Origin of the sequence: Methyloceanibacter sp. (assembly GCF_050726195.1) — a bacterium.
Classification (GTDB): domain Bacteria; phylum Pseudomonadota; class Alphaproteobacteria; order Rhizobiales; family Methyloligellaceae; genus Methyloceanibacter.
Window position 1 is genome coordinate 71,743 of sequence record NZ_JBOHJC010000007.1, and the last position, 23,699, is coordinate 95,441.

Genomic DNA, 23,699 nt, shown 5'->3' on the forward strand with positions numbered 1-23,699 from the left:
GGCAATTTCGAAAAAAACTCTTCGCTTGACGCGATTGTGGCAGAGCGCGCGGAGCCAGCGGGCGGCCGGCGGGGGCAATCCCGGGTCCGGCCGCTGGATTGGCCACCCTATTTTGGCAAACGCCCGTGACGGGTGCATCACGACGCGAGCATGGTCTCCGGCTTCCGCCGCGCCTCGCGGGCGAGAAGCTTGTTCAGGGCGCTGACATAGGCCCTGGCCGAGGCGACCAGGGTGTCGGTGTCGGAGCCCCGGCCGGTGGCGATCTTGCCGTCCGCCTCGAGCCTGACCGTGACCTCGGCCTGGGCGTCGGTGCCCTCGGTCACCGCGCTCACCTGATAGAGCGCGAGCCGCGCCTCGTGGGGCACCAGAGCCCGGATCGCCTTGAAGGTGGCGTCCACCGGGCCGTCGCCGGTCGCCTCATGAGTGTCCTGCTTGCCCTCCACGTCGAGGGTGATGGTCGCCTTTTGCGGGCCGCCGGTGCCGGCGATTACGGTCAAGGCCACGACCTTGATGCGGTCATGGGCGGATGCGATCTCCTGGTCGACCAGAGCCTCGATATCCTCGTCGTAGACGTGCTTCTTCACGTCGGCCAGCGCCTTGAAGCGCACGAAGGCGTCCTCGAAGGCGTTGCCGCCAAGCTCGTAGCCGAGCTCCTTCAGCTTCTCGCGGAAGGCGTGGCGCCCGGAATGCTTGCCCATGACGAGCGAGGACTCCTTCAAACCGACGCTCTCCGGCGTCATGATCTCGAACGTGCCGGCATATTTCAGCACGCCGTCCTGGTGGATGCCGCTTTCATGGGCAAAGGCGTTCCGGCCGACGATGGCCTTGTTGTACTGGACCGGGAAGGCGGTCACCCGGGACACGAGCTTGGAGGCCCGGGTCAAATGGGTGGTGTCGATGCCGGTCCAGAACGGCATGACGTCGGATCGTGTCCTGATCGCCATGACGATCTCTTCCAGCGCGGCGTTGCCGGCGCGCTCGCCGAGCCCGTTGACGGCACACTCCACCTGACGGGCGCCGGCCAGCACGCCCGACAGGGAGTTGGCGACGGCCAAGCCGAGATCATTGTGGCAGTGGGTGGAGAAGACGATCGTGTCGGCTCCCGGCACCCGCTCCAGGATCATGCGGATCAGCGCGCTGAACTCGTCGGGCGTGGCGTAGCCCACGGTATCGGGGATATTGACCGTGGTGGCGCCCGCCTTGATGGCCGTCTCGACGCAGCGGCACAGGAAGTCGGCCTCGGTGCGGGTCGCGTCCATGGCCGACCACTCGACGTCGCCCGTGTAGCTCCGCGCGCGAGTCACCGAGGCTGTGATCCGCTCAAGAACCTCAGCCTGGTCGATGCCCATCTGGTACTGGCGGTGGAGCGGCGAGGTGCCGATGAAGGTGTGGATGCGGCCGCGCTTGGCCGGCTTGATGGCCTCGGCGCAGACGTCGATGTCCTTGATTTGCGCGCGGGCAAGGCCGCAGATGACCGCCTTCTCGGACCGGCGGGCGATCTCCTGAACGCTGTCGAAATCGCCTTGGCTGGCGATGGGAAAGCCCGCCTCGATGATATCGACGCCCATCTCGTCAAGGAGCTCGGCGACCTCGAGCTTCTCGTCGAACGTCATGGTGGCGCCGGGGCATTGCTCGCCGTCGCGCAAGGTGGTGTCGAAGATGACCACGCGGTCCTTGTCGGAGCGCGCCGCCTCTTGCTTGGTCTTTGTCTCGTCGGAAGTCATGGGTCTCGTCCTTGGCTCCTGGGCGCCAATCTAACATGATCGGCAGCCGCTAATGTTCCGTTGTCTTTGGGCTTTTCGATCCCCTGAACGCCCGCCTCGGCAAAGGCCAAGACCGCCGGAGCTCAGGGGCGACTAAGGAGGAGCTTGAGGGTCAGCGCGCGCGCAGAGGCCCCGGGCGATCGCTCGCCGGATTTCAGCCAAATCTGCGTCGTCAGGCGCTGCATCTTTTCACCTATCGATGCCCGGAAAATAGGGGGAACGCCGACCAAGAGCAAGGGCAAGCCTAAAGGTCATGCGCCCTCGGTCATCGAGTCGCGGAGCCGGGCAATTCTCTCTTTCAAGTCGTCGATCTGGGCCCGCCTTTCGGGATCACGAGCATTGAGTTCCCGCGAAGCGGCCATTCTCACCTCGTCGACCCAATCGGCAATTCGCAAGTCACAGCGCCGCGGGTCGCCACGGCAAGAGCGGGCGCGCCGGCACGCCGCGCCATAGCATAGCCGCCAAACCTGGAGCCGCCGGGCATAGAGGCGGAATCGTTCGTGTGGCGGAAGCCGCTCCTCGTCTTCGAAGTTGGTCATCGCATGGTCACTCCTTTCCGCTCCCTATGGGCAAACGTCCTCCTCCCCGCGACGCGTCCGCATCCGCATCCGGGCTTTGCTCCTTTTCTCCCCTCTTTCCAGAGGGGGGTGGCGCGCCGAGAGGCGCAGTCCGTAATGGTGTCGCGATCTCGGCGAGATCGCGCGGGCGCCTTCCGGCGCGCCACTCGCGGCGTCTTACTCGGCATCGGGCCCCGCTTTCCGTTGACCGGCGATAGGCTCCGGGCGGTCAGTCAGCTCCTGACAGGGGCCCGTAGTGGCCCCGGGGGGAGCCCCGATGCGGCCCGAGTGCCTCGCAGCGAACGAGACCCGCGGGCGCCGCACCCCGTCCCGCTAACGCGACGCCTCGCGATGGCGCCCCTCAACGGACGAGGTGGGCGCAGTGTAGCGGGGATGCTGGCCGAAGGCTAGGAATATTTTCATAATTGCGCAGACGCGGGCCCGAACCGGAGGGCCGCATCGAGCGTTGTCGTGGACGGCGGAGGGCCCCTTGGTCCACAATCCGCCTCCGGGACGGCAACAGGGCGGCTTTTCACCCCTTGGTAGAATTCATCGCGCAGCACCAGGCCGCTATCGCTATCGCGATACTGGCCATAACCTTTGTCGCGTTTCTGCTGGAGCGGTTCCCGCCCGCCGTGGTGGCCACCGCAGGCGCCGCAGCGTTCCTGGTGCTCGGCCTGATCGACACCAAAGACGTGATGGGCGTGTTCTCGAATAGCGCGCCGATCACCATCGCGGCGATGTTCATCCTGTCGGGCGCCCTGGTAAGAACCGGAACGCTGGAGGCGGCGGCATCTTGGATCACCTCGCGCGCGGAGGAGCGCCCCGCGACGATCGTGGTGCTGTTCATCGTCGGGACCATCGCGGCGTCGGCCTTCATGAACAATACGCCGGTGGTGGCCGTGCTCATTCCGATCGCGGTGCGGCTGGCAAAGACGGTGGGCATGGCGCCGACGCAACTGCTCATTCCCCTCTCCTACGCGGCGATCCTCGGCGGCACCTGCACCTTGATCGGCACATCGACCAACCTTCTGGTGGACGGTGTGGCGCGGGAGCACGGACTGCCGGCGTTCTCAATCTTCGAGATCACACCGGTCGGCCTCGTGGCGGCGGCGGTCGGCACCGTCACCATGCTGCTGCTGGCGCGCGTGTTGCTGCCGGCACGCATGAGCGCGGCCGACCTGATTGACGAGGAAGGCAAGGTGTTCTTCCTCACCGAACTGACCGTATCCGACGAGTCGCGCTTCGCCGGCAAGAAACTCGGCGCGATAAAGGAACTTAACCACGCGGGTATCAAGCTCGTGGCCCTTTATCGCAACGGCTCGACCAGCCGGGGCGTGCTCGGCGAGCAGGTGCTCGAGGCGGGAGACCGGATCATCATCAAGGCGACGATGCCGGAGGTTCTTACCCTGCACGGCGAGCGTGGCTTCGACATTCTCGGCGCCGGCGGCGGCGAAGGCGGCAAGGAGCACATCCTGGTAGAGGCGGTGCTTGCGCCGGGGCGCGGTGCCGCCTACCGGTCGGTCCGCGAGATGCGCCTCGGCCGGTTCGGCGTGCGGCTGCTCGGCATCAGCCGGCACCGCTATCTGCCGGGGCTGGATTTGGAATCGATGCAACTGCGGGCGGCCGACCGGTTGCTGCTGGAGGGCACGCCAGAGGGCCTCGCCGCGGCGGCGGAAGAGGCCGATTTCATCAACATCACGCACCCCCGCTCGCGCAGCTACCGGCGGCGCAAGGCGCCGATCGCCATCGTCGCACTCACCGGGGTCGTGGTCCTCGCGGCGCTCAACGTCATGCCGATCGAAGGCCTAGCGGTGCTCGCCGTCGCGGCGATCCTGCTGCTCAGGTGCATCGACGCCGAGGAGGCCTGGGAATCGATCAACGGCAGCATCCTCGTGCTCATTTTCGCCATGCTGGCGATCGGCGTGGGACTGGAGAAAACCGGCGCGGTGCGCGACATCGTCAATTGGATGGAGCCCATGCTCGGCATGGGCTCCGGCTTCGTCCTGATCCTCGCCGTCTACTTCCTGGCGGTGATGCTGACCGAACTCATCACCAACAACGCCGTTGCGGTGGTGCTGACGCCCATCGCCATCGGGCTGGCCCAAGAATTGGGATTGGACTCACGTCCGCTGCTCATCGCCATCATGATGGGGGCGAGCGCGAGTTTCGCCACGCCTATCGGCTACCAGACCAACACCATGGTCTACGCCTCGGGCAACTACCGCTTCGCCGACTTCATCAAGATCGGCGTGCCGATGAACCTCATCGTCGGTATCGCGACCTGCATCGCGATCTCCGTGCTAATGCCGTTCTCGAAATGAGCCCGCGCGTTTAGTGGGGTCCGCTGAAGCGGCCGTGGCGCGCCTGGGCCATGAGCCGCGCGAACTGGGCGTGGCTCATGTGAATGAGCGTCACGTGGTCGCCGCCTTCGAAATACACCTCGGGCTGCGAGTCGATGTCGTCGTCAACGACCATGTCGAGCCCATAGCACTCGCCGATCGCGGGGATGGCGCCTCTCGCGCAATCTTCGAACAGGTCGACGATCTCGCGTTCGCTTGCCAGCTCGATATCGTCGCCGAGCTGCCGTTTCAGCGCCGAGAGGCGGATGTAGTGGGACGCGGGCAGCACCACGAGCGCGTATCCCTGCTCGTCACGGATAAGAACCGCCTTGGCGAGGCGCTCGCCGGGAATGTGGCAGGCCTGCGCCGTTCGCATCGACGATTGGGTTGGCTCGTGGGGAAGCACGTCATAGGCGACGTTCTTGGCGGCGAGATATTTCGCCAATGTGGGGGCTATGGCCATGTTCGACCCTCCTCTGCGAGCGCACGACTCGCGAAGCGGGATGGCTCCCCCCAGCCGCCGCCTCACTTGCAGCGCGGCTGTGTCGAAAGGCCAATGATACCCTGCTGGGGCCTCGGCCACAATGCCGGCCTATGGGGCCTCGCGGCGTCAGGCTCTTAGCCGGGCCAAATAATCCAGAATGGCACCCGCCACATCGCGGGAGCGGCCGCGCCGAGGATAGTAGTGGTCGCATTCGCCGCCTCAAGTGGAACAGGCGCGGCTTCGCGCCGGTTGTGTGAACAAGAGAGCTGCCGGGGCCTAGCGTCCCACAGGGGGGGACAAGGCTCCGAGCGGCTTGTTCAACCCAAGGAGTGAAACGCGATGACATCCAGAACGACAATGATGCTAAGCGCGGCGGCGATGGCCCTCGCGCTGGCGCTCCCAGCGGCGCAGGCAGTCGCGGCCGAAGGCGGCGGTCCTCCGGCGGGAGCCGCAGCCGGAGGTCCGAGCGCCAGCGGTGGCGCAGGCGGTCCTGCTGGCGCCCCCGCTCCGACCGGTCCCGCCGGGGGTGGAGCGATGAAGGCGCCGGACAGCGCCGGACCGGCGGGCGAAGCTGCATCGCAACCGTCCGGCAAGAGCGCCGGTGCCCCGGAAGGCGCGCCTCTGGCCGGAGCCGCGGACGAAGGCAAGGCCGGAAAGGCGAAGTCCGCGGCAGATGACGCGGCAAGCGACGCCGACGCAGCAAAAACAGGCAAGTCGAAGGAAGCGGCCAAAGGCGGTGACAAGCCGGGCAAGGCAGCCGACAAAGGCGTGAAGGACAGCGACAAGCCCGAAAAGGCTGCCGGTAAGAGCGACACCGAGCCCGGCGCGGCCGAAGACAAGGCCGATCGTCCGAGCGACAAAGCCGGTGCGACCGCCGAAGACAAGCCTAGCAGCGCCGATGACAAGGCCGGCAAGAGCGCAAAGCTCGAGCCGGAGCAGACCGATAAAGTGCGCGGCTATTTCGCCGAGAACAAGCCGCACGTGAAGTCGGTCGACGAGGACGATATCCGCATTTCGATCGGCATCGGCATTCCGTCGGCGATCGTGCTTTACGATCTTCCTCCCGACATCATCGTCGTGAGCGGGCCTTGTCCGATCGACTATTTCGTGTGGGGCGACGATGTCGTGCTGGTCGATTCCTGCACGCGCCAAGTCGTGGACATCATTCCAGACGTCGCATAGCGACATCTGAGGCGATCGACGGAGACGGCCGCAAGATGCGGTCGTCTCCACTTGCGCCTGCTCAAGATCGCTCACCCCTCTCGGAATCGGTGCGCCGGCGCCCCTTGTCGGTGCGACGGCGGCGCGGGGCACGCGCAGGCTTGGGCTTGGCGGCCGCGGAAGCCGGTGACGGTTCGGCCGCGGCGAGATCGCCGTCGGGCAGGCTCACGAAGATGAGGACCGCGAGCACCGTGACATAGAAGCGGAAGGCGGGCTCCTGCCCGTTCCACGTGGCCGACTGCCACATGGCGAACCATTCGCCGGCCACGACCATGAAGCCCAAGAACCACAAGAGAAAGGCGAGCAAGGCCGCGGCGACGACGAGGCCCTTGGCCGCGTTGAACACCGCACCCGGAGCGTGGCGCATCTGGAACAGGCGGATGGCGCCGGCAAGGAACAGGATTCCGGCCGCGGCCTCGCCGGCGATGATCAGCCAGTAGAAGAGGTTCCACAGCATGGGATTGGTGATCGCCCGGTACATCAGGGCGTTGCCCGGGAAGGTCGTATCCATGCTCATCACATGCTGCACGAACAGGTAGTTCGTGCCGTAGTCGGTGATGTTGTCGAAGGCGACGAGCAGGCAGAAGGCCGCAAGGCACGCGACCATCACGATCTTGGCGTAGCGGGTGATCAGCATTGAGAAGCCCCCTGCCCCGGCAGTTAAATCGGCCGTGACTCTACCTCAAAAGAAACCCGTCATGCCCGGCCGAAGTGCCGGACATCCACGACTTAGCAGCCGTGCCGCTGGGCAAAATCGTGGATGGCCGGGACAAGCCCGGCCATGACGGCTTTAGTGGTGTTGGGGAGGCGTCAGCCCGGGCACTAGTTCGTGAGCTTGGCCAGCGCGCCCTGGCAGTCGGCCGAGAGCGCGGCCTTGTTGCTGAAGAGACATTGGAGCTGGCGGCCTTCGCCGTAGCTCACGTCAGGGCAATGGGTGTCGAGATCTTGGCGGCAGTTCTTCAGGACCATCAGTTTCTTGCGCGGCGGGATGAAGCCAATGATGGCGATTGTCTCATCCGGAGCGGCAGGCTCGGCTGCCGGCGCGGCGGCACTCTTTGTTTGGGCGGGCGCGCCTGACGCCTGCGGCGCTTCTTGCGGCGCCGCCGTCGCCTCAGCAGGCGCCGATGGCTTGGCCGCGGTTTCGGGTGCGGCCTTCGGCGCGGGTGCTGGCTCAGGCGCGCTCTCCGCCGTGGCGGTTGACGGCGCGGGCTCGGCACTTTCAGCCGGTGGCGCGGCGTCCGGCAAGGCGGAAGCGGCGGCCTCTGGCGCCGGCGCTGACGGCGGCGGCGCGCTGTCCGGCTTGGCCTCTGCAGCGGCTGGCGGCGCGGGCGGGAAAATGGCGTTCACCGCGGTCTGGCAGCCGGGCGAGAGCTTGGCGAGGTTCTGCTTGAGGCATTGCATCGCCTCCTTGCCGCCACGGGGGACGCCCATGCAATTGGACATGAAGTCGGAGCGGCAGTTCGACTTCACCGCGGCGATCTGCGCCTCGCTCGGTTCCGCGGCGGGGCGATTGGCGCTGCCGAGAAGAGCCGCCAGCGCCAGCACAATCCCGGCCGCGGCAGGGGCGAAAGCCAAAACCTTCATGCGAAATCTCCCGTCAGCGCTAGTTCTTGCTCTTGTCGACCATCTTGCGCTCGGCGATCCACGGCATCATGTCGCGCAGGCGTTTGCCCACAACCTCCATGTCGTGAGAATCGCATTTCGCCCGCATCGCCTTGAAGCTCGGCTGGTTGATGCGGTTCTCCAGCATCCAGTCCTTGACGAACTTGCCGGACTGGATGTCGGCGAGGATCTCCTTCATGGCGGCCTTGCTCGCGGGGCCGACCACGCGCGGGCCCGAGACATACTCGCCGTACTCAGCGGTGTTGGACACCGAGTAGTTCATGTTGGCGATGCCGCCCTCGTAGATGAGGTCGACGATCAGCTTCACCTCGTGGACGCACTCGAAATAGGCCATCTCCGGCGCATAGCCCGCCTCGATGAGGGTCTCGTAGCCGTTGCGCATCAGCTCGACCAGGCCGCCGCACAAAACCGACTGCTCGCCGAACAGGTCGGTCTCGCATTCCTCGCGGAACGTGGTCTCGATGATGCCGGCGCGGCCGCCGCCGATCGCCGCGGCGTAGGACAGCGTAAGGTCGTGGGCATTGCCGGTGGCGTCCTGGGCGATGGCCATGAGGCAGGGCACGCCGGCGCCGCGTGAGTACTCGGCGCGCACGGTATGGCCGGGGCCTTTCGGCGCCACCATGCACACATCCATGTCGGGGCGCGGCTCGATGAGGTTGAAATGGATGTTGAGGCCGTGGGCGAAGAACAGCGCCGCGCCCTGCTTCATGTTGGGCTTGAGGTCCTTCTCCCAGATGCCGGCCTGGAGTTCGTCGGGGGTCAGCATCATCACGACGTCGGCCCATTTGGCGGCTTCGGGCACGTCCATGACCTTGAGCCCGGCCTTCTCCGCCTTGGCTGCGGACTTCGAGCCGGAGCGGAGCCCCACGGCCACGTCCTTGACGCCGGACTCCTTCAGGTTCAGCGCGTGCGCGTGTCCCTGGCTGCCATAGCCAATGATGGCGACCTTCTTGCCCTTGATCAGATTGAGATCGGCATCCCGATCGTAATAGACGCGCATGCGCTTTCCCCTAGTCTGAAATCCACTGACGCTATGTTCGGGCGCGTTTGTGACGCCCGGAGCGGCGATTTGCAAGTGGTCAAGTCTCGCTGATCGGAATGCCAAGAAACGCCGCCAGACGCTCACGTATCTCGGTTAGGAAGATCGGCGATACCGCTTCAACCACGCCGAACATGCGTTGCGGACGATCAATGGTTCGAACCTGGTCGAGAAGGACAAAGCCTCGGGTCTTGTATCCCGGCGGAACGGCCACTTCGAATGGCCACTCACGTTCGGTCTTCGTAATCGGACAGACCACGGCCCGCGGCGAAACCTCGTGATAAACACGGCTGGAGAGCACGAGAGCCGGACGGCGTCCTGCCTGTTCCGTTCCTAGGATTGGATCAAACTCAACCCAGGCGATGTCGCCGGCGTCTGGCAGCATGCTCGTGAATGTTTTCCGGCGTTATCTCGCCACGCGAATACTCATCCTCCGGCAGAATTTCAGAACCGCGGTCAGGTCCCCATTCGACGGACGGTGGCGCCTTGGTGCCTGGCTTAATCGCGGCGATCATGTCCTCCAGCGTGTAGCGCGGCCGAAGTCGTTTCACACGCACTTCGCCTTGCTGCACGGTTACATCGACTTCGGTATCGGGTTTTAGGCCCACCTCCTCCACTACCGCCTTCGGGAGGCGGACGGCGAGGCTGTTGCCCCATTTGGCGATCTTGACCTTCATGGCTCTTTTCCTTTCGGATACACAATGTATATCCGACGCTCTCCTCCGGCAAGGCAGCCTCTACATGCGCTCGGACCCGCGGGCGATGGCGGCGAGGCCGGTGCGGCAGACCTCGACCAGGCCGAGCGGCTGCATCAGGGCGATGAATTCCTCGATGCGCGACTGCTCGCCCGTGATCTCGAACACGAAATGCTCGGTGGAAGAGTCGATGATCTCGGCGTGAAATGCCTCGGCCAGACTCAGCGCCTCGACCCGCTTCTCTCCCTTGCCGGCGACCTTGAGCAACGCGAGCTCGCGCTCGATGGGGTTGCCCGAGACGGTGAGGTCGGTCACTGAGTGGATGGGCACCAGCCGTTCGAGCTGATGCTGGATCTGCTCGATGACCATAGGCGTGCCGGTGGTGACGATGGTGATGCGCGACAGATGGGCCTCGTGCTCGGTCTCCGACACGGTGAGCGACTCGATGTTGTAGCCCCGGCCGGAGAACAGGCCGATGACCCGGGCGAGCACGCCGGGCTCGTTGTCGACCAGCACGCTCATGGTGTGGGTCTCGGGCTTCTGCTCGGTCTTCTCCATCGGATAGGCGGAGCCGGGCTGGGCCATCAGTGTGCCTCCTCGGTGGCGCGCGCCTTGCCACGACCCGGCTTGGGATTGGCCTCGTTCGCAGCATGGCCCTTGCCGCCGGCCAGCTCGATCATGCGCAAGCCGACGGCAATCATCAGGATCGACATGGGCAGAACCAGCATCGACCACTCGAAATTGCCGTTCGCCTCGACCACGACGCGGGCGAAGATGACGATGAGGACGACGATGACGACCTCGGACAGGATGCCCTTGAGCTGGCTCACGCCCTCGATCTTCATCCAATTGGGCAGGCGCCTGCCGTAGTCCTCAGGCAAGGTGAAGACGAAGCCGATGGCAATGCCGTAGGCGAAGATCACCAGCACGATGCCGAACAGGAAGGCATCGACCGCCTCAAGCACGGGGACGGTCACCGCGCGCTCATGCGCCTCGCCGCCAGGCGCCATGATGGTGTGCCAGGCCTCATAGAGATAAAGGCCGCCCTGAAGGAACATCAGCAGTGCGCCGACCATGGCGCCGGCCGAGCCGATGAGCATGATGGCCCGCAGACCAAGCAGGAAAGACAGCAGACCGCGCATGGCTAGACCATCACCTTGCCTTCTTCGGTGATGGCGTTCTCGAGGTCTTCCTCGGTGACGTCCTCGCCCATCAGCATGTTGTTGTGGGCCTCCCCGCTCGGGATCATGGGGAAGCAGTTGGCATGCTTGTCGACGCGGCAATCGAAAATGACGGGCCGCGGCGTGGCGATCATCTCGCGGATCGCGTCATCAAGCTCGGACGGCTTCTCGGCCCGGATGCCGACAGCCTGGTAGGCCTCGGCGAGCTTGACGAAGTCGGGCAGCGCCTCGGTGTAGGAATGAGAATAGCGGCCGCCATGCAGTAGCTCCTGCCACTGGCGGACCATGCCCATGTACTCGTTGTTTATGATGAAGATCTTGATGGGCAGATCGTACTGTGCCGCCGTCGACATCTCCTGCATGGTCATCAGCACAGAAGCCTCGCCGGCGATATCGATGACCAGGCTGTCGGGGTGCGCCACCTGGACGCCAACGGCCGACGGCAGGCCATAGCCCATGGTGCCGAGCCCACCCGAGGTCATCCAGCGGTTCGGCTCCTCGAATTGGAAGAACTGGGCCGCCCACATTTGGTGCTGGCCGACTTCGGTGGTGATGTAGACGTCGTGGCCACGGGTCAGCGCGTAGAGCCGCTCGATGGCATATTGCGGCATGATCACGTCGTCGCGCTTCCTGTAGTGCAGGCATTTGCGCGCGCGCCATTTGTCGATCTGGCCCCACCAGGTCTTCAGCGCCGCCTTGTCCACCTTCGGCTTCTTGGCCTGCCAGACATCGATCATCTGCTGGAGCACGTGGGCGCAATCGCCGACGATGGGGATGTCGACGCGGACGTTCTTGTTGATCGACGAGCGGTCGATATCGACGTGAATCTTCTTGGAACCCGGTGAAAAGGCGTCGACCCGGCCGGTGATGCGGTCGTCGAAGCGCGCGCCGATGCAGATCATCACGTCGCAATCGTGCATGGCGTTGTTGGCCTCGAAGGTGCCGTGCATGCCGAGCATGCCGAGCCACTGCTTGTCGGAGGCCGGATAGGCGCCAAGCCCCATCAAGGTCGAGGTGATGGGATAGCCGGTCATGCGCACCAACTCGCGCAAACGCTCAGTGGCGAGCGGGCCGGAGTTGATCACGCCGCCGCCGGAATAGAAGATCGGGCGCTTGGCGTTCGCCATCAGCTCGACGGCTTGCGCAACGGCGCGCTCGTCGCCCTCCTTCGCGGGGCGGTAGCTCTTATGCTGGGAGTTCGACAGCCCGGCATAGTTGCCCTTGGCGAACTGGATGTCCTTGGGGATGTCGACCACCACCGGCCCGGGGCGCCCCGAGCGCGCGACGTAGAACGCCTCGTGCAAGACGGTGCTCAGCTGGTTGACGTCCTTGACGAGGTAATTGTGCTTGGTGCAGGGCCGCGTGATGCCGACCGTGTCGCATTCCTGGAACGCGTCATTGCCGATGAGATGGGTCGGCACCTGGCCGGTGATGCACACGATGGGGATCGAGTCCATCAGCGCGTCGGTGAGGCCTGTGACGGCATTGGTGGCGCCGGGACCCGAGGTGACGAGGACACAGCCGACCTTGCCGGTGGAGCGGGCATAGCCTTCGGCGGCGTGGACCGCACCTTGCTCGTGGCGGACGAGGATATGCTTCAGCCGGTCCTGCTGGAACAGCTCGTCATAGATCGGCAGCACGGCGCCGCCGGGATAGCCGAAGATATGCTCGACGCCTTGGTCGGCGAGAGCCTCCAGTACAATTTGGGCGCCTGTCATCTGGCGTGACATGTCTCTACTCTACTCGCTGGCAACACTCTACTCGCTGGCAACACCGGAGCGCTCGCGGCGCTGACGGCCACCGCCCGGTGGATAACCTTAAAGAATGGCGGGAAACGCCGGATTAAGGCGCGCACCCTAAGGCGTCGATGTCACAGGGTCAACGGCAATTGCGAATGAATGGGAAGGTTTTAAGGCCATTGCTTTCCGAAAATTGCTTAAACAACCTCATACACTATGCATTTATTACTCGATCTTCTAACGGTTCTGATCGCCAGCCGCCATGCGCTGACCGCATCCTGGACAAGCGCCGGCGATCCGCCTATGTCCCTACGGCGCAGGGACACGCGGCGCCAATTCATCGCGCTACGCGCACACAACTTCCAACGCAGTTCATTCCTCGATCTGAATGCAGCCGGCTGCCAGCACAGACAATTACGCCGCCAACGGCAACGGCGCCCCGGCTCTGTCGAGGCGCGCGTTCTGGGCCCTCACCTTCGGCTCGATCGGCGTCGTTTACGGCGACATCGGCACGAGCCCCCTCTACGCCTTGCGCGAGGCAGTGCTGGCCGCAGGCGGCGAGCACGGCATCGTCACGCAGGCGGCCGTGTACGGTGTGCTGTCGCTAATCTTCTGGTCGCTGATCGTCGTCGTCACCCTCAAATATGTGCTGATCCTCCTGCGCGCCGACAATAACGGCGAAGGCGGCACGCTCGCGCTCACCGCGCTCGCTTTCACCGCGGTCGGGAAGCGCACGCCATTGCTGGTTGCCCTCGGCATCCTCGGCGCGTCGATGTTCTACGGCTCGACCTTGATCACGCCGGCCCTGTCGGTGCTGTCGGCGGTGGAGGGCCTGACTGTCGCCACGCACGCCTTCGAGCCCTACGTGCTGCCGCTGACCGTGATCATTCTCGTGCTGCTGTTCTCGGTGCAGTCGCATGGCACGGCGCGGGTTTCGACGTTCTTCGCGCCGATCACGACGGTCTGGTTCCTCATCCTCGCCTTTGCCGGTGCGGCGGAGATTGCCGCCAACCCACGCATCCTCAATGCGCTCAACCCCTACTACGGCATCGAGTTTCTCCTGACCCACGGCCTAATCGGCCTCATCACGCTGGGCGCCGTGTTCCTCGTGGTCACCGGCTCGGAGGCGCTCTACAACGACCTCGGCCATTTCGGGCGGCGTCCCATTCAAACCGCGTGGCTCTACCTCGTACTGCCGGCGCTGCTGCTCAACTATTTCGGCCAGGGCGCGCTGGTGCTGGCAAAGCCCGCAACCATCTCAAACCCATTCTACCTGCTCTTTCCCGAGTGGGCCCTTTATCCCATGGTCATTCTCGCCACCATGGCGACCGTCATCGCGAGCCAAGCGGTCATCACCGGCGCCTACTCGATCACACGCCAGGCCATGCAGCTCGGCTTCCTGCCACGCATGGAGGTGCGGCATACCTCCGAATCCCAGGCAGGGCAGATCTACATGCCGCGCGTCAACTACCTCCTGCTCGTCGGCGTGCTCCTGCTGGTATTCATGTTCCGCTCATCCAGCGAGCTCGCCGCGGCTTATGTGCTTGCGGTGGCGACCACGGTTTGGACCGCGGGGATCCTCGGCTTCATCGTCATCTGGAAGCTGTGGCGATGGAAATTCGTCTGGGTGCTCGCACTGATGGGGCCGCTGGTCCTGGTCGATACCGCCTTCGTCATGGCGACGACACTGAAGCTCCTGGAAGGCGCGTGGCTTCCCGTGCTGGTCGGCGCGATGCTCATCCTCATCATGGTCACCTGGCGCCGTGGCACGCGGCTGCTCGCGCAGAAGACGCGGCGGGTCGAGGTGCCGTTCGAGCCGCTGGTCAAGAACCTCGAGGAGAAGCCGCCGCACATCGTGCCCGGCACGGCCGTATTCCTCACCGCCGATCCGGACTTCGCACCGACCGCGCTCCTGCACAATCTGAAGCACAACAAGGTGCTGCATGAGCAGAACGTGATCCTGACCATCATCAACGAGGACATTCCCCGAGTGAAAATCGAGAACCGCGTGCAGATGGACTCGATCAGCGACAAGGTCATGCGCGTGGCCTTGCATTTCGGCTTCATGGAGCGGCCCAACGTGCCGAAGGCCCTCGCCATCGCCCGCAAGCAGGGCTGGCAGTTCGACATCATGGCGACGTCGTTCTTCCTGTCGCGGCGCTCGGTGCGGCCGGATCCGCGTTCGGGCATGCCGCCGTGGCAAGACCGGCTCTACATCTTCCTCGCCCACAACGCCGACGATGCGTCGAGCTATTTCCAGCTGCCCACCGACCGGGTGGTGGAGATCGGCACCCAAGTCACGGTGTGACGACTCCCTCTCCCTGGAAGGGGGAGGTCGGCTCGCGAGCGAGCCGGGTGGGGGTCAAGCTCCGAGTCCGCTTCGTGGACCCCCACCCTGCCTGTCCCGCTTCGCGCGACAGGCTCCCCTCCCCCTTTCAGGGGGAGGGAGACAGCTCGGCACTGACTGAGGCAATCGCTGCGTCAGCGTCAGGCACCCAGACCCAGTCGGCCATGAAGCGCTTGAGCCACGTCATCTGCCGCTTGGCGTAGCGCCGCGTCTCGGTCTTCGCCTTGGCTGCGGCCTCGTCCAAAGTCATGGCACCCGCAAGATACGCGGCAAGCTCACGGACACCGTGAGCGCGCATAGCGGGAAGCCCGGGATCGAGATCGAGCGCCATGAGCGCGTCGACCTCGTCGAGGGCGCCCGCCGCGATCATGCGGTCAAAGCGCGAATCGATCGCCCGGTAGACCACGTCGCGCTCAGGCGCGACGACGAGCTTCAGCACGGTATCGCTTCGAAGCATCGGCGAGCCCTCGGCCCCCTGCCACTGGGCAAGCGAGACGCCGGTGGCGTCGATCACCTCCAACGCACGGACGATGCGTTGCGGGTCGGTGGGCCTGACTTGCGCCGCCATGACGGGATCGCGGGATGCAAGCTCGCGATAGAGGCCTTCGGTTCCCAAAGACTCGGAGCGCTCGCGCCAGAAGGCACGCGTCTCAGGCGGGATGTCGGGGATGGGCGACAGGCCCTCGAGCAGCGCCTTGAAATAGAGGCCGGTTCCGCCGGCAAGGATCGGCACCCTGCCCTCGCTTCTCGCTTCGGCTATTGCCGCCGACGCATCCTCCAGCCAGCGTCCGACGGAGTAGGCTTGCGACGCGGGGACCGTGCCGTAGATGCGATGCGGGACCGCCGTCATCTCGTCCGGGCTTGGCCGGGCCGTGAGCACGGCAAGCTCGCGATAGACCTGCATGGAGTCGGCGTTGATGATCGTGTCGCCGAGGCGTTTCGCCATCGCGAGCGCCGCGGCCGACTTGCCGCTCGCCGTCGGCCCGGCGATGAGGACGGCATCGATTCCTTGGCGCAAAGCGCTAGCTCGTGGGCACGGCCACGAAGCGCAGCTCGCCCTTGGCATCGGACAGCAGGAGCAGAACCGAGCGCCGGCCGGATTTCTTTACAGCGAGCAGCCGCGCCACGACATCCTGCGGCTGCTTCACCTTCTCCTGGGTGACCTCGACGATCACGTCGCCGGGCTTGACGTTTTTCTGCGCCGCCGGGCTGTTGGGGCTCACTTCGGTGATGATCACGCCTTCGACCGCCTCGCCGATGCCGTATTGGGTCCGCAAGGAGTCGGTGAGGGGGGCGATGGAAAGGCCGAGCAGATCCTCGCCCTCGGGCTTGGGCAGATCCAGGCCTTCCTCGCTCTCGAGCGCCACCTCCGCTTCCTCCTCTTCCTCGGGCAATCGGCCGATGGCCACCGTGACGTTCACGGTCTCGCCGTTGCGCAACAGCTCGACCGCGACCTCCTTGCCGATGGGGGTGCCGACCACGGCGCGCGGCAGGTCGCGCATGTTCTCGATGACCGCGCCGTCGAATTTGAGGATCACGTCGCTCGGCTTGATGCCGGCGGTAGCCGCGGGCCCGCCGGGCGAGACCTTGGCGACGAGAGCGCCCTCCGGCTCGTCCAGCCCGAGGCTCTCGGCGATCTCGTCGGTGACGTTCTGCACGTGGACGCCGAGCCAGCCGCGCCGCGTCTCGCCATATTGCTTGAGCTGATCGAGGACCTGAACGGCGGTGTTGGAGGGAACAGCGAAGCCGATGCCGATGGAACCGCCGGTCGGCGAGATGATTGCGGTGTTCACGCCGATCACCTCACCCTCCATGTTGAACAACGGGCCGCCGGAATTACCGCGGTTGATAGCGGCGTCGGTCTGGAGGAAGTCGTCATAGGGACCGGCGTTGATGTCGCGCTTGGTGGCCGAGATGATGCCCACCGTGACGCTGCCGCCGAGGCCGAACGGATTGCCGATGGCCAGTACCCAGTCGCCGACGCGCATCCTCGAGGAGTCGCCGAAGGACACGGCCCTGAGCGGCTTCTCCGGCTCCACCTTGAGCAGCGCCAGATCCGTCTTGGGGTCGTGGCCCAAGATCTTGGTGACCTTCAGTTTGGAACCGTCGATGAAGTTGATGATGATCTCGTCGGCGCCTTCGATGACGTGATTGTTGGTGACGACGAGGCCCGACGGGTCGATGACGAAACCGGACCCGAGCGAGCTGACCTTGCGGGGCACGCCGTCGCTGTCCTCGTCGTCAAAGAAGTCGTCGAAGAACTCCTCGAAGGGCGAGCCTTTGGGTCCGCGACGGCCGGGTATGGGCTCGCCGGTGCTCTTCAAGGTCTGCGTGGTGGAGATATTCACCACCGCGTCCTGGAGGCCCTCGGCCACGTCGGCCACGGAGTCGGGACCGCGCGCAAGGCCGGGGCTCGCGAGCAGTATCAAGCAAACCGCCATGAGCCGGGCGCTAAACGAGAGGCGCCGAACTTGGCCCCGGCTCCATGCTTGCAACATCGATCGCGCACTCCGATCCCACGCCCGGCACGCCGCCGGCGCGGAGGATATTCTACCGAAAATCCGCACCGTGAAGCAGGAAAGCATCGCCTTGCCGGACATCGCCTAGCCGCGGACCATCCACACAAGCAATACGCCCGCGGCGACCGCGAGCGCGCCGGCGATGCGCAGCGAGGATTCCGGCGTTTCCGCCGTTGCCTCCAGCAGCCGTCGCCCGAGCCGTGGCGCGAGCGCCCAAAGCAGGCCCTCGATGACGAGAACAAGGCCGATCGCGACGGCGAGTTCGGTCATGCGTCCGCTTTCAGGCGGCTAGGGCGTCGACGCGGCGCCGGGATTGGCTTCGCCGGCCGAAAGTTCGGAGTCCGAATCGGGGGCCGCGCCGGATGCCGCGCCGTCCTCAATCACCCCGGTGTCGTCCACGGGCGGGGTTGGCGCTTCCTGCGGCGGGGGGGCCAGGGCGGCCGGCGGAGCCGCGGTTCCTTGCGGCGAGCTGCCCGCGGAGTCGTTGAAATACTGGAAGAACTGCGAGTCGGGGCTGAGCAGCATCCTGGTGTCGCCCGCCTTCAACGCTGCCTCGTAGGCCTGCATGGAACGGTAGAAGGCGAAGAAATCGGGGTCCTGGCCAAACGCAGCGGCGAACACGGCGTTCTTCTCGGCATCGCCGTCACCGCGAATACGCTCAGATTCACCGGTCGCGTTGGCCTTAAGCACCGTAACCTGGCGGTCGGCGGTGGCGCGGATGCGCCGCGAGGCCTCCTCGCCTTGGGCGCGGATCTCGGCGGCCTGCCTCTGCCGCTCGGTCTGCATGCGGCGGTAGATGGCCTGGCTGTTGGCTTCCGGCAGGTCGGCGCGTTTGATGCGCACGTCAAGGACGGTGACGCCAAGCCCCTTGCCTTCCGCGTTCACCTGCTCGGTGATCTGCTGCATCAGGGAATGGCGCTTGTCACGCACCACGGCCTCGAAGCTCGCGGCGCCGAGCACGCGCCGGAGCGATGCCTCGAGGACGGCGCCGAGCCGGGAGCGGGCGACCCGCTCATCGCCTACCGCCTGATAGAACAGCAGCGGATCGGTGATCCGCCAGCGGGCGAAGGCGTCGACCACGAGCCGCTTCTGGTCCGAAGCAATGACCTCTTGCGGCGCCGAGTCGAGATCGAGCAGCCGCTTGTCAAAAAACACCACGTTCTGGATGAACGGGATCTTGTATTTGAGGCCCGGCGTAGTCACGAGGCGCTTCGGCTTGCCGAACTCGAGCACCAGCGCCTGCTGCGTCTGACTGACCGTAAACAAGGTCAGGTAAGCCGACACGGCGGCAACGCCGAGAAGCAGAAGGACAACGGTGAGGGCTGTACGATTCATTGTGCCTGCCCCCCATCCTGGGCGGGCGCCGAGGGCGGCACACGCTTCTGGAGTTCGGAGAGCGGCAGGTAAGGCACGACGCCGGTGCCGCCCTGCTCGTCGATGATGATCTTGTCGGTGTTGGACATGACCTCTTGCATGGTGTCGATAAAGATGCGCTTGCGCGTGACGTCGGGCGCCTTCTGATATTCCTGGAGAACCTTCAGGAAGCGGTCCGCCTCACCCTTCGCCTCGGCGATCACCTGGTCGCGGTAGCCTTGCGCGGCTTGAAGGATGCGCTCCGCCTCGCCGCGAGCCTCCGGGATCACGCGATTGGCATAAGTCTGCGCCTCGTTCTGCAAGCGCTCCTGATCGGCGCGCGCCGCCTGCACGTCGCGGAAGGCGTCGATGACTTGCGCGGGCGGGTCGACCTTTTGGAGTTGCACCTGAACGATGCGAATGCCGGCACCATAGCTATCCAGGATACGCTGAATGAGCGCCTGTACCGCCGCTTCCGTCTTGGCGCGGGCGGCGGTGAGGATCGGCTCGATGTCGCTCTGGCCGACGACCTCGCGCATGGCGCTCTCGGCCACCGCCTTCACCGTGCCTTCGGGGTTCTGGATATTGAACAGGTAGTCAGGAGCGTCGTTGATCTGCCAGAACACGACGAAATCGATGTCGACGATGTTCTCGTCGCCGGTGAGCATCAGGCTCTCTTCGGGCAGGTCGCGCACGGTGGTCGTGGCGTCGCGGACATCGGAGGAGCCGCGCATGCCGATTTCGATGCGATTGATGCGCGTGACCTTGGGCAGCTCCACCTGCTCGATGGGATAAGGCAGGCGGAAGTTGAGGCCGGGCGGAAGCTGGCGCACATACTCGCCGAATCTCAGCACGATGCCGAGCTCGTCGGGATTGACGCGGACGGTGAAGCCGAAGAAGCCGATGATGCCGATCAAGACGACGGCGATGAGCACGGCGAACGGGCCGCCCATGCGGCCGCCGGGCATGGCCTGGCGCAAGCGGTCCTGGCTCCGGCGCAAAATCTCTTCCAGATCAGGCTGCTGGCCGGAACCGCCGGGCCGCGGGCCCCAGGGCCCGCCATTGCCGCCTTTCCAACCGCCGCCTCCGCTCTGATTGCTCCAAGGCATGTTGCTGCTTTCTTTGGGGGTTTCCGCGAGGAGCCGCCGCTTGCGATGCGCCGCTAGCAAGGAAGACTAGCCGCACCAAAATGGCGGTCCTGCGACAAAGGTCTCGGGGTTTATAGGCCAGTCACCCAAGAGGCGCAATGCGGGCAGGTTTCATCGCAAGCTCGCCTCTTGGTCCATCCGGCGCCCTGGATACGAGCGCGCGGAGTTCGTCTCGGTCGCGGCGCCCCTCCATCATGTTGTCTAACAACACTTGACAATCCTGTTGGCCGAGTTGGTCTAATAGTGTTAGACATGATCCGGTCGTTTAGAAGCAAGGCCCTGCGTCGCTTCGCCGAACGCGGTGATGTCTCCAAGCTAAGCGTCCAGAACCCGGACCGCATCCGCCGCCTTCTCGCCCGGCTGGATGCCGCAATGAAACCGGAGGACATGAACTTACCCGGTCTTCGCTTCCACGGCCTGAAGGGCAAGGACAAAGGCAGGTATGCAGTGGACGTGAGCGGCAACTGGCGCATCACATTCGGATGGCTCGAAGGCGATGCCATCGACGTCGATCTGGAGGACTATCACTGATGAGCAATCCTCGTCTCAAAGGCCTCAGGCCCACGCATCCCGGCGAGCTTCTCCGGGAGGATGTTCTTCCCGCACTCGACATTCCGAAGACCGAGATTGCCAAACGTCTCGGTATCTCGCGCGCCATGCTCTATGCGATCCTCGACGAGCGCGCGCCGGTCTCCCCGGCGATGGCACTGCGGCTGGGCAAGCTGCTCGGCACAACGGCCGAGTCTTGGCTCAATATGCAGCGGGACTACGATCTCCGGAAGCTGGAGAAATCCATGTCGGAGGAGCTGGACGAGATAGACCCGGTCGCCGCCTGAAAAAGGCGCCTTACCGCTCTCAGGACGATGGCTGCATCCGCTCCAGCACGACGAAGCTGAAAGCGTGGTCGTCGTTGGGGCCGGCCGCATGGGCCTCGCGGAACACCTCGCGCCATTCGCTTAAGTCGAGTTCCGGAAAGAACGTGTCGGCGTCGGGCGCGGCATGGACTTCGGTGAGATAGATGCGCCCCGCCTGCGGGAGCACCTCGCGAAACACGCCCTCGCCGCCGATGATCATGATCTCTTGGGCGCCGGTCTTCTTGGCGGACTTGCGCGCGACGTCGAGCGCCTCTTCGAGGTTGTAGGCCATGAGCGCGCCTTCCGCCTCGAAGGCGGCGTTGCGAGTGAGCACCACGTTGAGGCGGCCGTCGAGCACTCTAGGCAGCGACATGAACGTGCGGCGGCCCATGATCACGGGCTTGCCCATGGTGATCTTGCGGAAGTAGCGCATGTCCGAGCGCAAGCGCCACGGCAGGTCCCCGCCCCGGCCGATGGCGCGGTTCTCGGCCATGGCCACGACCAACGCGATGATCGGCGGCCGCGGCTCTCCGCTCACACCGCCACCTCGGCGCGGATCGCCGGGTGCGGGTCATAGCCCACGAGCTTGAAGTCCTCGTAGGCGAAATCGAACAGCGACGTCACCTCGGGATGGATTTCCATGCGCGGCAGGGTGCGGGGGCTGCGCCTGAGTTGCTCGTCGGCCTGGTCGATATGATTCAGGTAGAGGTGCACGTCACCGAAAGTGTGGACGAACTCGCCGAGCTTCAGCCCCGTCACCTGCGCCATCATCTCGGTCAGGAGCGCATAGGAGGCGATGTTGAACGGCACACCGAGAAAGATGTCGGCCGAGCGCTGGTAGAGCTGGCAGGAGAGCCGCCCGTCGGCGACGTAGAACTGGAACAGGCAGTGGCAGGGCGGCAGCGCCATCTTGTCGATCTCGCCGACATTCCAGGCGCTGACGATCAGGCGGCGCGAGTCGGGGTCGCGCTTGATGGCCTCGACCACGTTCGAGATCTGGTCCACCGTCCGACCGTCCGCCGCCGGCCACGAGCGCCATTGGCGGCCATAGACCGGGCCAAGTTCGCCGTTCGCGTCGGCCCACTCATCCCAGATGGTGACGCCGTGCTCGTTGAGATAGCGCACATTGGTCGAACCTTGCAGGAACCATAAGAGCTCGTGGACGATCGACTTCACGTGGAGCTTCTTGGTGGTGACGAGGGGGAATCCCTCGGCGAGATCGAAGCGCATCTGCGCGCCGAACAGGCTCAGCGCGCCGGTGCCGGTGCGGTCGCCTTTGCGGAGCCCTTCATGGCGGATGCGGGCGAGGAGATCGAGATATTGGCGCAAAGCGGCTGTTTTCCCTTATGATCCAGGCTTGAGATTAGCCACGGGCCGACTCGGGTTGCGGCCCTTCTTGTCGATAGACCCAGAGGATGGAGCATTCAATGCGTCTCATGCCAGTTCTCCTCGCCCTCGTGCTCGGCGCCGGCCTTACGGCGCCCCCGGCCCTCGCGGCCTATGTGGATATCGAGACGGTGCGCGCGATCGCCTTCGACCACGGCATCGTCAGGCTCAAGGAGATCGAACTCGACGACGGCGTCTGGGAGGTCGAGGGCAAGGACGCGCGCGGCCAGGAAATCGAGATGGAGGTCGACGCGCGGTCCGGCCGCATCATCAAGATGAAGCGCGACTAGGCCGCCTGCAACCCCGCACGCGGAGGGTTCACCTCAACTGATTCGCCAATCTTCGCCTGGGGGTTACTGAACCATCAATCTTTTTTTTGCCGCCAGAGGGGCCTATATAGAGTCTGCTGGTGCAAGCCGGCTATGGCGATAAATAGGCGACGTAATAAGCCATTCGGACCCGGGGGCGGTACCCGGCGGCTCCACCATCAGGGATCAGTGGTCAGTAGTCAGAAATCAGGTGACCCAAACTGACTTCTGAAAACTGACTTCTGATCCCTGACAACGGGGCCGAAATAGGATCGACGAGGGTGTAAAGGTCGTGCTTTCGCTCGGCATGGTTCCGCCGTTATCGGGCCAACCAAATAGTTGCCAACGACAACTATGCGGAGGCTCGTCTCGCTGCGTAAGCGGCGCGATAGGCTAAAGTTGAAGTCCTCGCCTCCTCGCAGGGGCTAGGCGCGGTTTCGGAGGGCACCGGGCAACAGAAGCCCTCCACTTCAACCGGGGTGACCCCACGTCGCGCGGGAGCGGAGCGACGAATTCCATGGAAGACAAGATCAGATACGACCTTCTCACGCAGGACGCGCTGCGCGGCGTCGTGCGCCAGGTCCTGACGCAAGTGCAGCGCGAGGGCCTGCCCGGGGAGCATCATCTCTATATCGCCTTCGATACCGGCGCCGACGGCGTCTCGGTGTCGAAGCGCCTCAAGGAGCAGTATCCCGAGGAGATGACGATCGTGCTCCAGTACCAGTTCTGGGATCTGCTCGTGACCAACGAGCGCTTCGAGGTGAAGCTGTCCTTCTCCAACGTGCCGGAGCGCCTTGTAGTGCCGTTCAGCGCGGTGAAGGCTTTTTATGATCCCTCCGCCCAGTTCGGGCTGCAATTCGGCAAGCCAGGCGCGGCCAACGACTCTGCGCGCCAGCACATGGCCGCGGCGCTGCCCGACCTCGTGGCCGACCATCAGGAGGAGCCGCGCGGCGCTGCCGAGCCTACGCCCGAGGAGGCGAGCGAGGCGCCGAGCGCCGAGGTGGTCATGTCCCGCCCGCCGGCGGAGGTCGTACAGCTCGACCGCTTCCGCAAGAAATAGAACTCCACTTAGGCATCCTTGCTCAAGATTTAGGCACGGGGTCGCGGCTCTCCCGTCATTGACGTTGATTTCGCTTGGCT

General features: G+C 64.9%; 24 protein-coding genes and 1 other RNA gene. 8 read left to right on the forward strand and 17 right to left on the reverse strand.

Annotated features, from left to right (window positions below; genetic code table 11):
* Positions 1–137: 137 nt before the first annotated feature.
* Positions 138–1,724: a 2-isopropylmalate synthase gene (locus ACRECX_RS06770; protein ID WP_431558063.1), complete on the reverse strand. Its 1,587-nt coding sequence runs from the start codon at positions 1,722–1,724 to the stop codon at positions 138–140.
* Positions 1,725–2,859: 1,135 nt separating this feature from the next.
* Here ACRECX_RS06770 and ACRECX_RS06775 point away from each other — a divergent pair.
* Entirely contained in the window at positions 2,860–4,644 is a 1,785-nt protein-coding gene (locus ACRECX_RS06775) for an SLC13 family permease (RefSeq protein ID WP_431558064.1), read from the forward strand.
* A 10-nt stretch (positions 4,645–4,654) separates the two neighbouring features.
* On the opposite strand, the gene ACRECX_RS06780 is transcribed toward ACRECX_RS06775, so the two are convergent.
* Complete coding sequence (locus tag ACRECX_RS06780) at positions 4,655–5,125, reverse strand: aminoacyl-tRNA deacylase (RefSeq protein WP_431558065.1); 471 nt, start codon at positions 5,123–5,125, stop codon at positions 4,655–4,657.
* 555 nt (positions 5,126–5,680) lie between these two features.
* Between ACRECX_RS06780 and ACRECX_RS06785 the strand changes: the two genes are divergently transcribed.
* Entirely contained in the window at positions 5,681–6,328 is a 648-nt protein-coding gene (locus ACRECX_RS06785) for a DUF1236 domain-containing protein (RefSeq protein WP_431558066.1), read from the forward strand.
* A gap of 61 nt (positions 6,329–6,389) precedes the next feature.
* Here the strand turns inward: ACRECX_RS06785 and ACRECX_RS06790 are convergent, their stop codons facing one another.
* From ACRECX_RS06790 to ACRECX_RS06825, 8 genes are all read right to left on the reverse strand, one after another.
* Positions 6,390–7,004 carry a DUF2165 family protein gene (locus ACRECX_RS06790; protein WP_431558067.1) on the reverse strand — a complete coding sequence of 205 codons (615 nt, stop codon included), beginning with the start codon at positions 7,002–7,004 and terminating at the stop codon, positions 6,390–6,392.
* Positions 7,005–7,189: 185 nt separating this feature from the next.
* On the reverse strand, positions 7,190–7,951 hold the full coding sequence (locus ACRECX_RS06795) for a cysteine rich repeat-containing protein (RefSeq protein ID WP_431558068.1): 762 nt from the start codon (positions 7,949–7,951) through the stop codon (positions 7,190–7,192).
* 19 nt (positions 7,952–7,970) lie between these two features.
* Entirely contained in the window at positions 7,971–8,990 is a 1,020-nt protein-coding gene (gene ilvC, locus ACRECX_RS06800) for a ketol-acid reductoisomerase (protein ID WP_431558069.1), read from the reverse strand.
* 79 nt (positions 8,991–9,069) lie between these two features.
* Positions 9,070–9,414: a type II toxin-antitoxin system PemK/MazF family toxin gene (locus ACRECX_RS06805; RefSeq protein WP_431558070.1), complete on the reverse strand. Its 345-nt coding sequence runs from the start codon at positions 9,412–9,414 to the stop codon at positions 9,070–9,072.
* A complete protein-coding gene (locus tag ACRECX_RS06810) occupies positions 9,380–9,706 on the reverse strand; it encodes an AbrB/MazE/SpoVT family DNA-binding domain-containing protein (protein WP_431558071.1) in 327 nt (108 codons plus the stop codon). Before ACRECX_RS06810 ends, ACRECX_RS06805 begins: the two co-directional genes overlap by 35 nt.
* A gap of 60 nt (positions 9,707–9,766) precedes the next feature.
* Positions 9,767–10,309, reverse strand: a complete 543-nt coding sequence (gene ilvN / locus ACRECX_RS06815) for an acetolactate synthase small subunit (protein WP_431558072.1) — start codon at positions 10,307–10,309, stop codon at positions 9,767–9,769.
* Entirely contained in the window at positions 10,309–10,866 is a 558-nt protein-coding gene (locus ACRECX_RS06820; RefSeq protein WP_431558073.1) for a YqhA family protein, read from the reverse strand. The genes ilvN and ACRECX_RS06820 overlap by 1 nt, the downstream gene beginning before the upstream one ends.
* Before the next feature lie 2 nt (positions 10,867–10,868).
* Entirely contained in the window at positions 10,869–12,635 is a 1,767-nt protein-coding gene (locus tag ACRECX_RS06825) for an acetolactate synthase 3 large subunit (protein ID WP_431558074.1), read from the reverse strand.
* Between the two features lie 397 nt (positions 12,636–13,032).
* Here ACRECX_RS06825 and ACRECX_RS06830 point away from each other — a divergent pair, with 397 nt between their 5' ends.
* Positions 13,033–14,952: a potassium transporter Kup gene (locus tag ACRECX_RS06830; RefSeq protein WP_431558075.1), complete on the forward strand. Its 1,920-nt coding sequence runs from the start codon at positions 13,033–13,035 to the stop codon at positions 14,950–14,952.
* A gap of 127 nt (positions 14,953–15,079) precedes the next feature.
* Here ACRECX_RS06830 and miaA read toward each other — a convergent pair whose 3' ends face one another.
* From miaA to hflK, 5 genes are all read right to left on the reverse strand, one after another.
* The gene (miaA, locus tag ACRECX_RS06835) at positions 15,080–16,009 is read right to left on the reverse strand and encodes a tRNA (adenosine(37)-N6)-dimethylallyltransferase MiaA (RefSeq protein WP_431558076.1); all 930 of its coding nucleotides are present in this window, start codon (positions 16,007–16,009) and stop codon (positions 15,080–15,082) included.
* A gap of 4 nt (positions 16,010–16,013) precedes the next feature.
* Positions 16,014–17,489 carry a Do family serine endopeptidase gene (locus ACRECX_RS06840; protein ID WP_431558077.1) on the reverse strand — a complete coding sequence of 492 codons (1,476 nt, stop codon included), beginning with the start codon at positions 17,487–17,489 and terminating at the stop codon, positions 16,014–16,016.
* Positions 17,490–17,594: 105 nt separating this feature from the next.
* A complete protein-coding gene (locus ACRECX_RS06845; protein ID WP_431558078.1) occupies positions 17,595–17,780 on the reverse strand; it encodes a DUF2065 domain-containing protein in 186 nt (61 codons plus the stop codon).
* 18 nt (positions 17,781–17,798) lie between these two features.
* Positions 17,799–18,845: a protease modulator HflC gene (hflC, locus tag ACRECX_RS06850; RefSeq protein ID WP_431558079.1), complete on the reverse strand. Its 1,047-nt coding sequence runs from the start codon at positions 18,843–18,845 to the stop codon at positions 17,799–17,801.
* Complete coding sequence (gene hflK / locus ACRECX_RS06855) at positions 18,842–19,972, reverse strand: FtsH protease activity modulator HflK (RefSeq protein WP_431558080.1); 1,131 nt, start codon at positions 19,970–19,972, stop codon at positions 18,842–18,844. Before hflK ends, hflC begins: the two co-directional genes overlap by 4 nt.
* A gap of 291 nt (positions 19,973–20,263) precedes the next feature.
* On the opposite strand from hflK, the gene ACRECX_RS06860 reads away from it, so the two are divergent.
* Positions 20,264–20,542 carry a type II toxin-antitoxin system RelE/ParE family toxin gene (locus ACRECX_RS06860; RefSeq protein WP_431558081.1) on the forward strand — a complete coding sequence of 93 codons (279 nt, stop codon included), beginning with the start codon at positions 20,264–20,266 and terminating at the stop codon, positions 20,540–20,542.
* Positions 20,542–20,847 carry a HigA family addiction module antitoxin gene (locus ACRECX_RS06865; RefSeq protein WP_431558082.1) on the forward strand — a complete coding sequence of 102 codons (306 nt, stop codon included), beginning with the start codon at positions 20,542–20,544 and terminating at the stop codon, positions 20,845–20,847. The genes ACRECX_RS06860 and ACRECX_RS06865 overlap by 1 nt, the downstream gene beginning before the upstream one ends.
* Positions 20,848–20,866: 19 nt before the next feature.
* Here ACRECX_RS06865 and ACRECX_RS06870 read toward each other — a convergent pair whose 3' ends face one another.
* Positions 20,867–21,403: a dihydrofolate reductase gene (locus ACRECX_RS06870; RefSeq protein ID WP_431558083.1), complete on the reverse strand. Its 537-nt coding sequence runs from the start codon at positions 21,401–21,403 to the stop codon at positions 20,867–20,869.
* A complete protein-coding gene (locus ACRECX_RS06875) occupies positions 21,400–22,194 on the reverse strand; it encodes a thymidylate synthase (RefSeq protein ID WP_431558084.1) in 795 nt (264 codons plus the stop codon). Before ACRECX_RS06875 ends, ACRECX_RS06870 begins: the two co-directional genes overlap by 4 nt.
* A 98-nt stretch (positions 22,195–22,292) precedes the next feature.
* Here ACRECX_RS06875 and ACRECX_RS06880 point away from each other — a divergent pair, with 98 nt between their 5' ends.
* The 3 genes from ACRECX_RS06880 (at position 22,293) to ACRECX_RS06890 (ending at position 23,619) form a co-directional block, all read left to right on the forward strand.
* A complete protein-coding gene (locus ACRECX_RS06880; protein WP_431558085.1) occupies positions 22,293–22,541 on the forward strand; it encodes a PepSY domain-containing protein in 249 nt (82 codons plus the stop codon).
* 76 nt (positions 22,542–22,617) lie between these two features.
* Positions 22,618–23,029: a transfer-messenger RNA gene (gene ssrA, locus ACRECX_RS06885) on the forward strand.
* Positions 23,030–23,076: 47 nt separating this feature from the next.
* Complete coding sequence (locus ACRECX_RS06890; RefSeq protein WP_431558086.1) at positions 23,077–23,619, forward strand: SspB family protein; 543 nt, start codon at positions 23,077–23,079, stop codon at positions 23,617–23,619.
* The last annotated feature ends 80 nt before the right edge of the window (positions 23,620–23,699 follow it).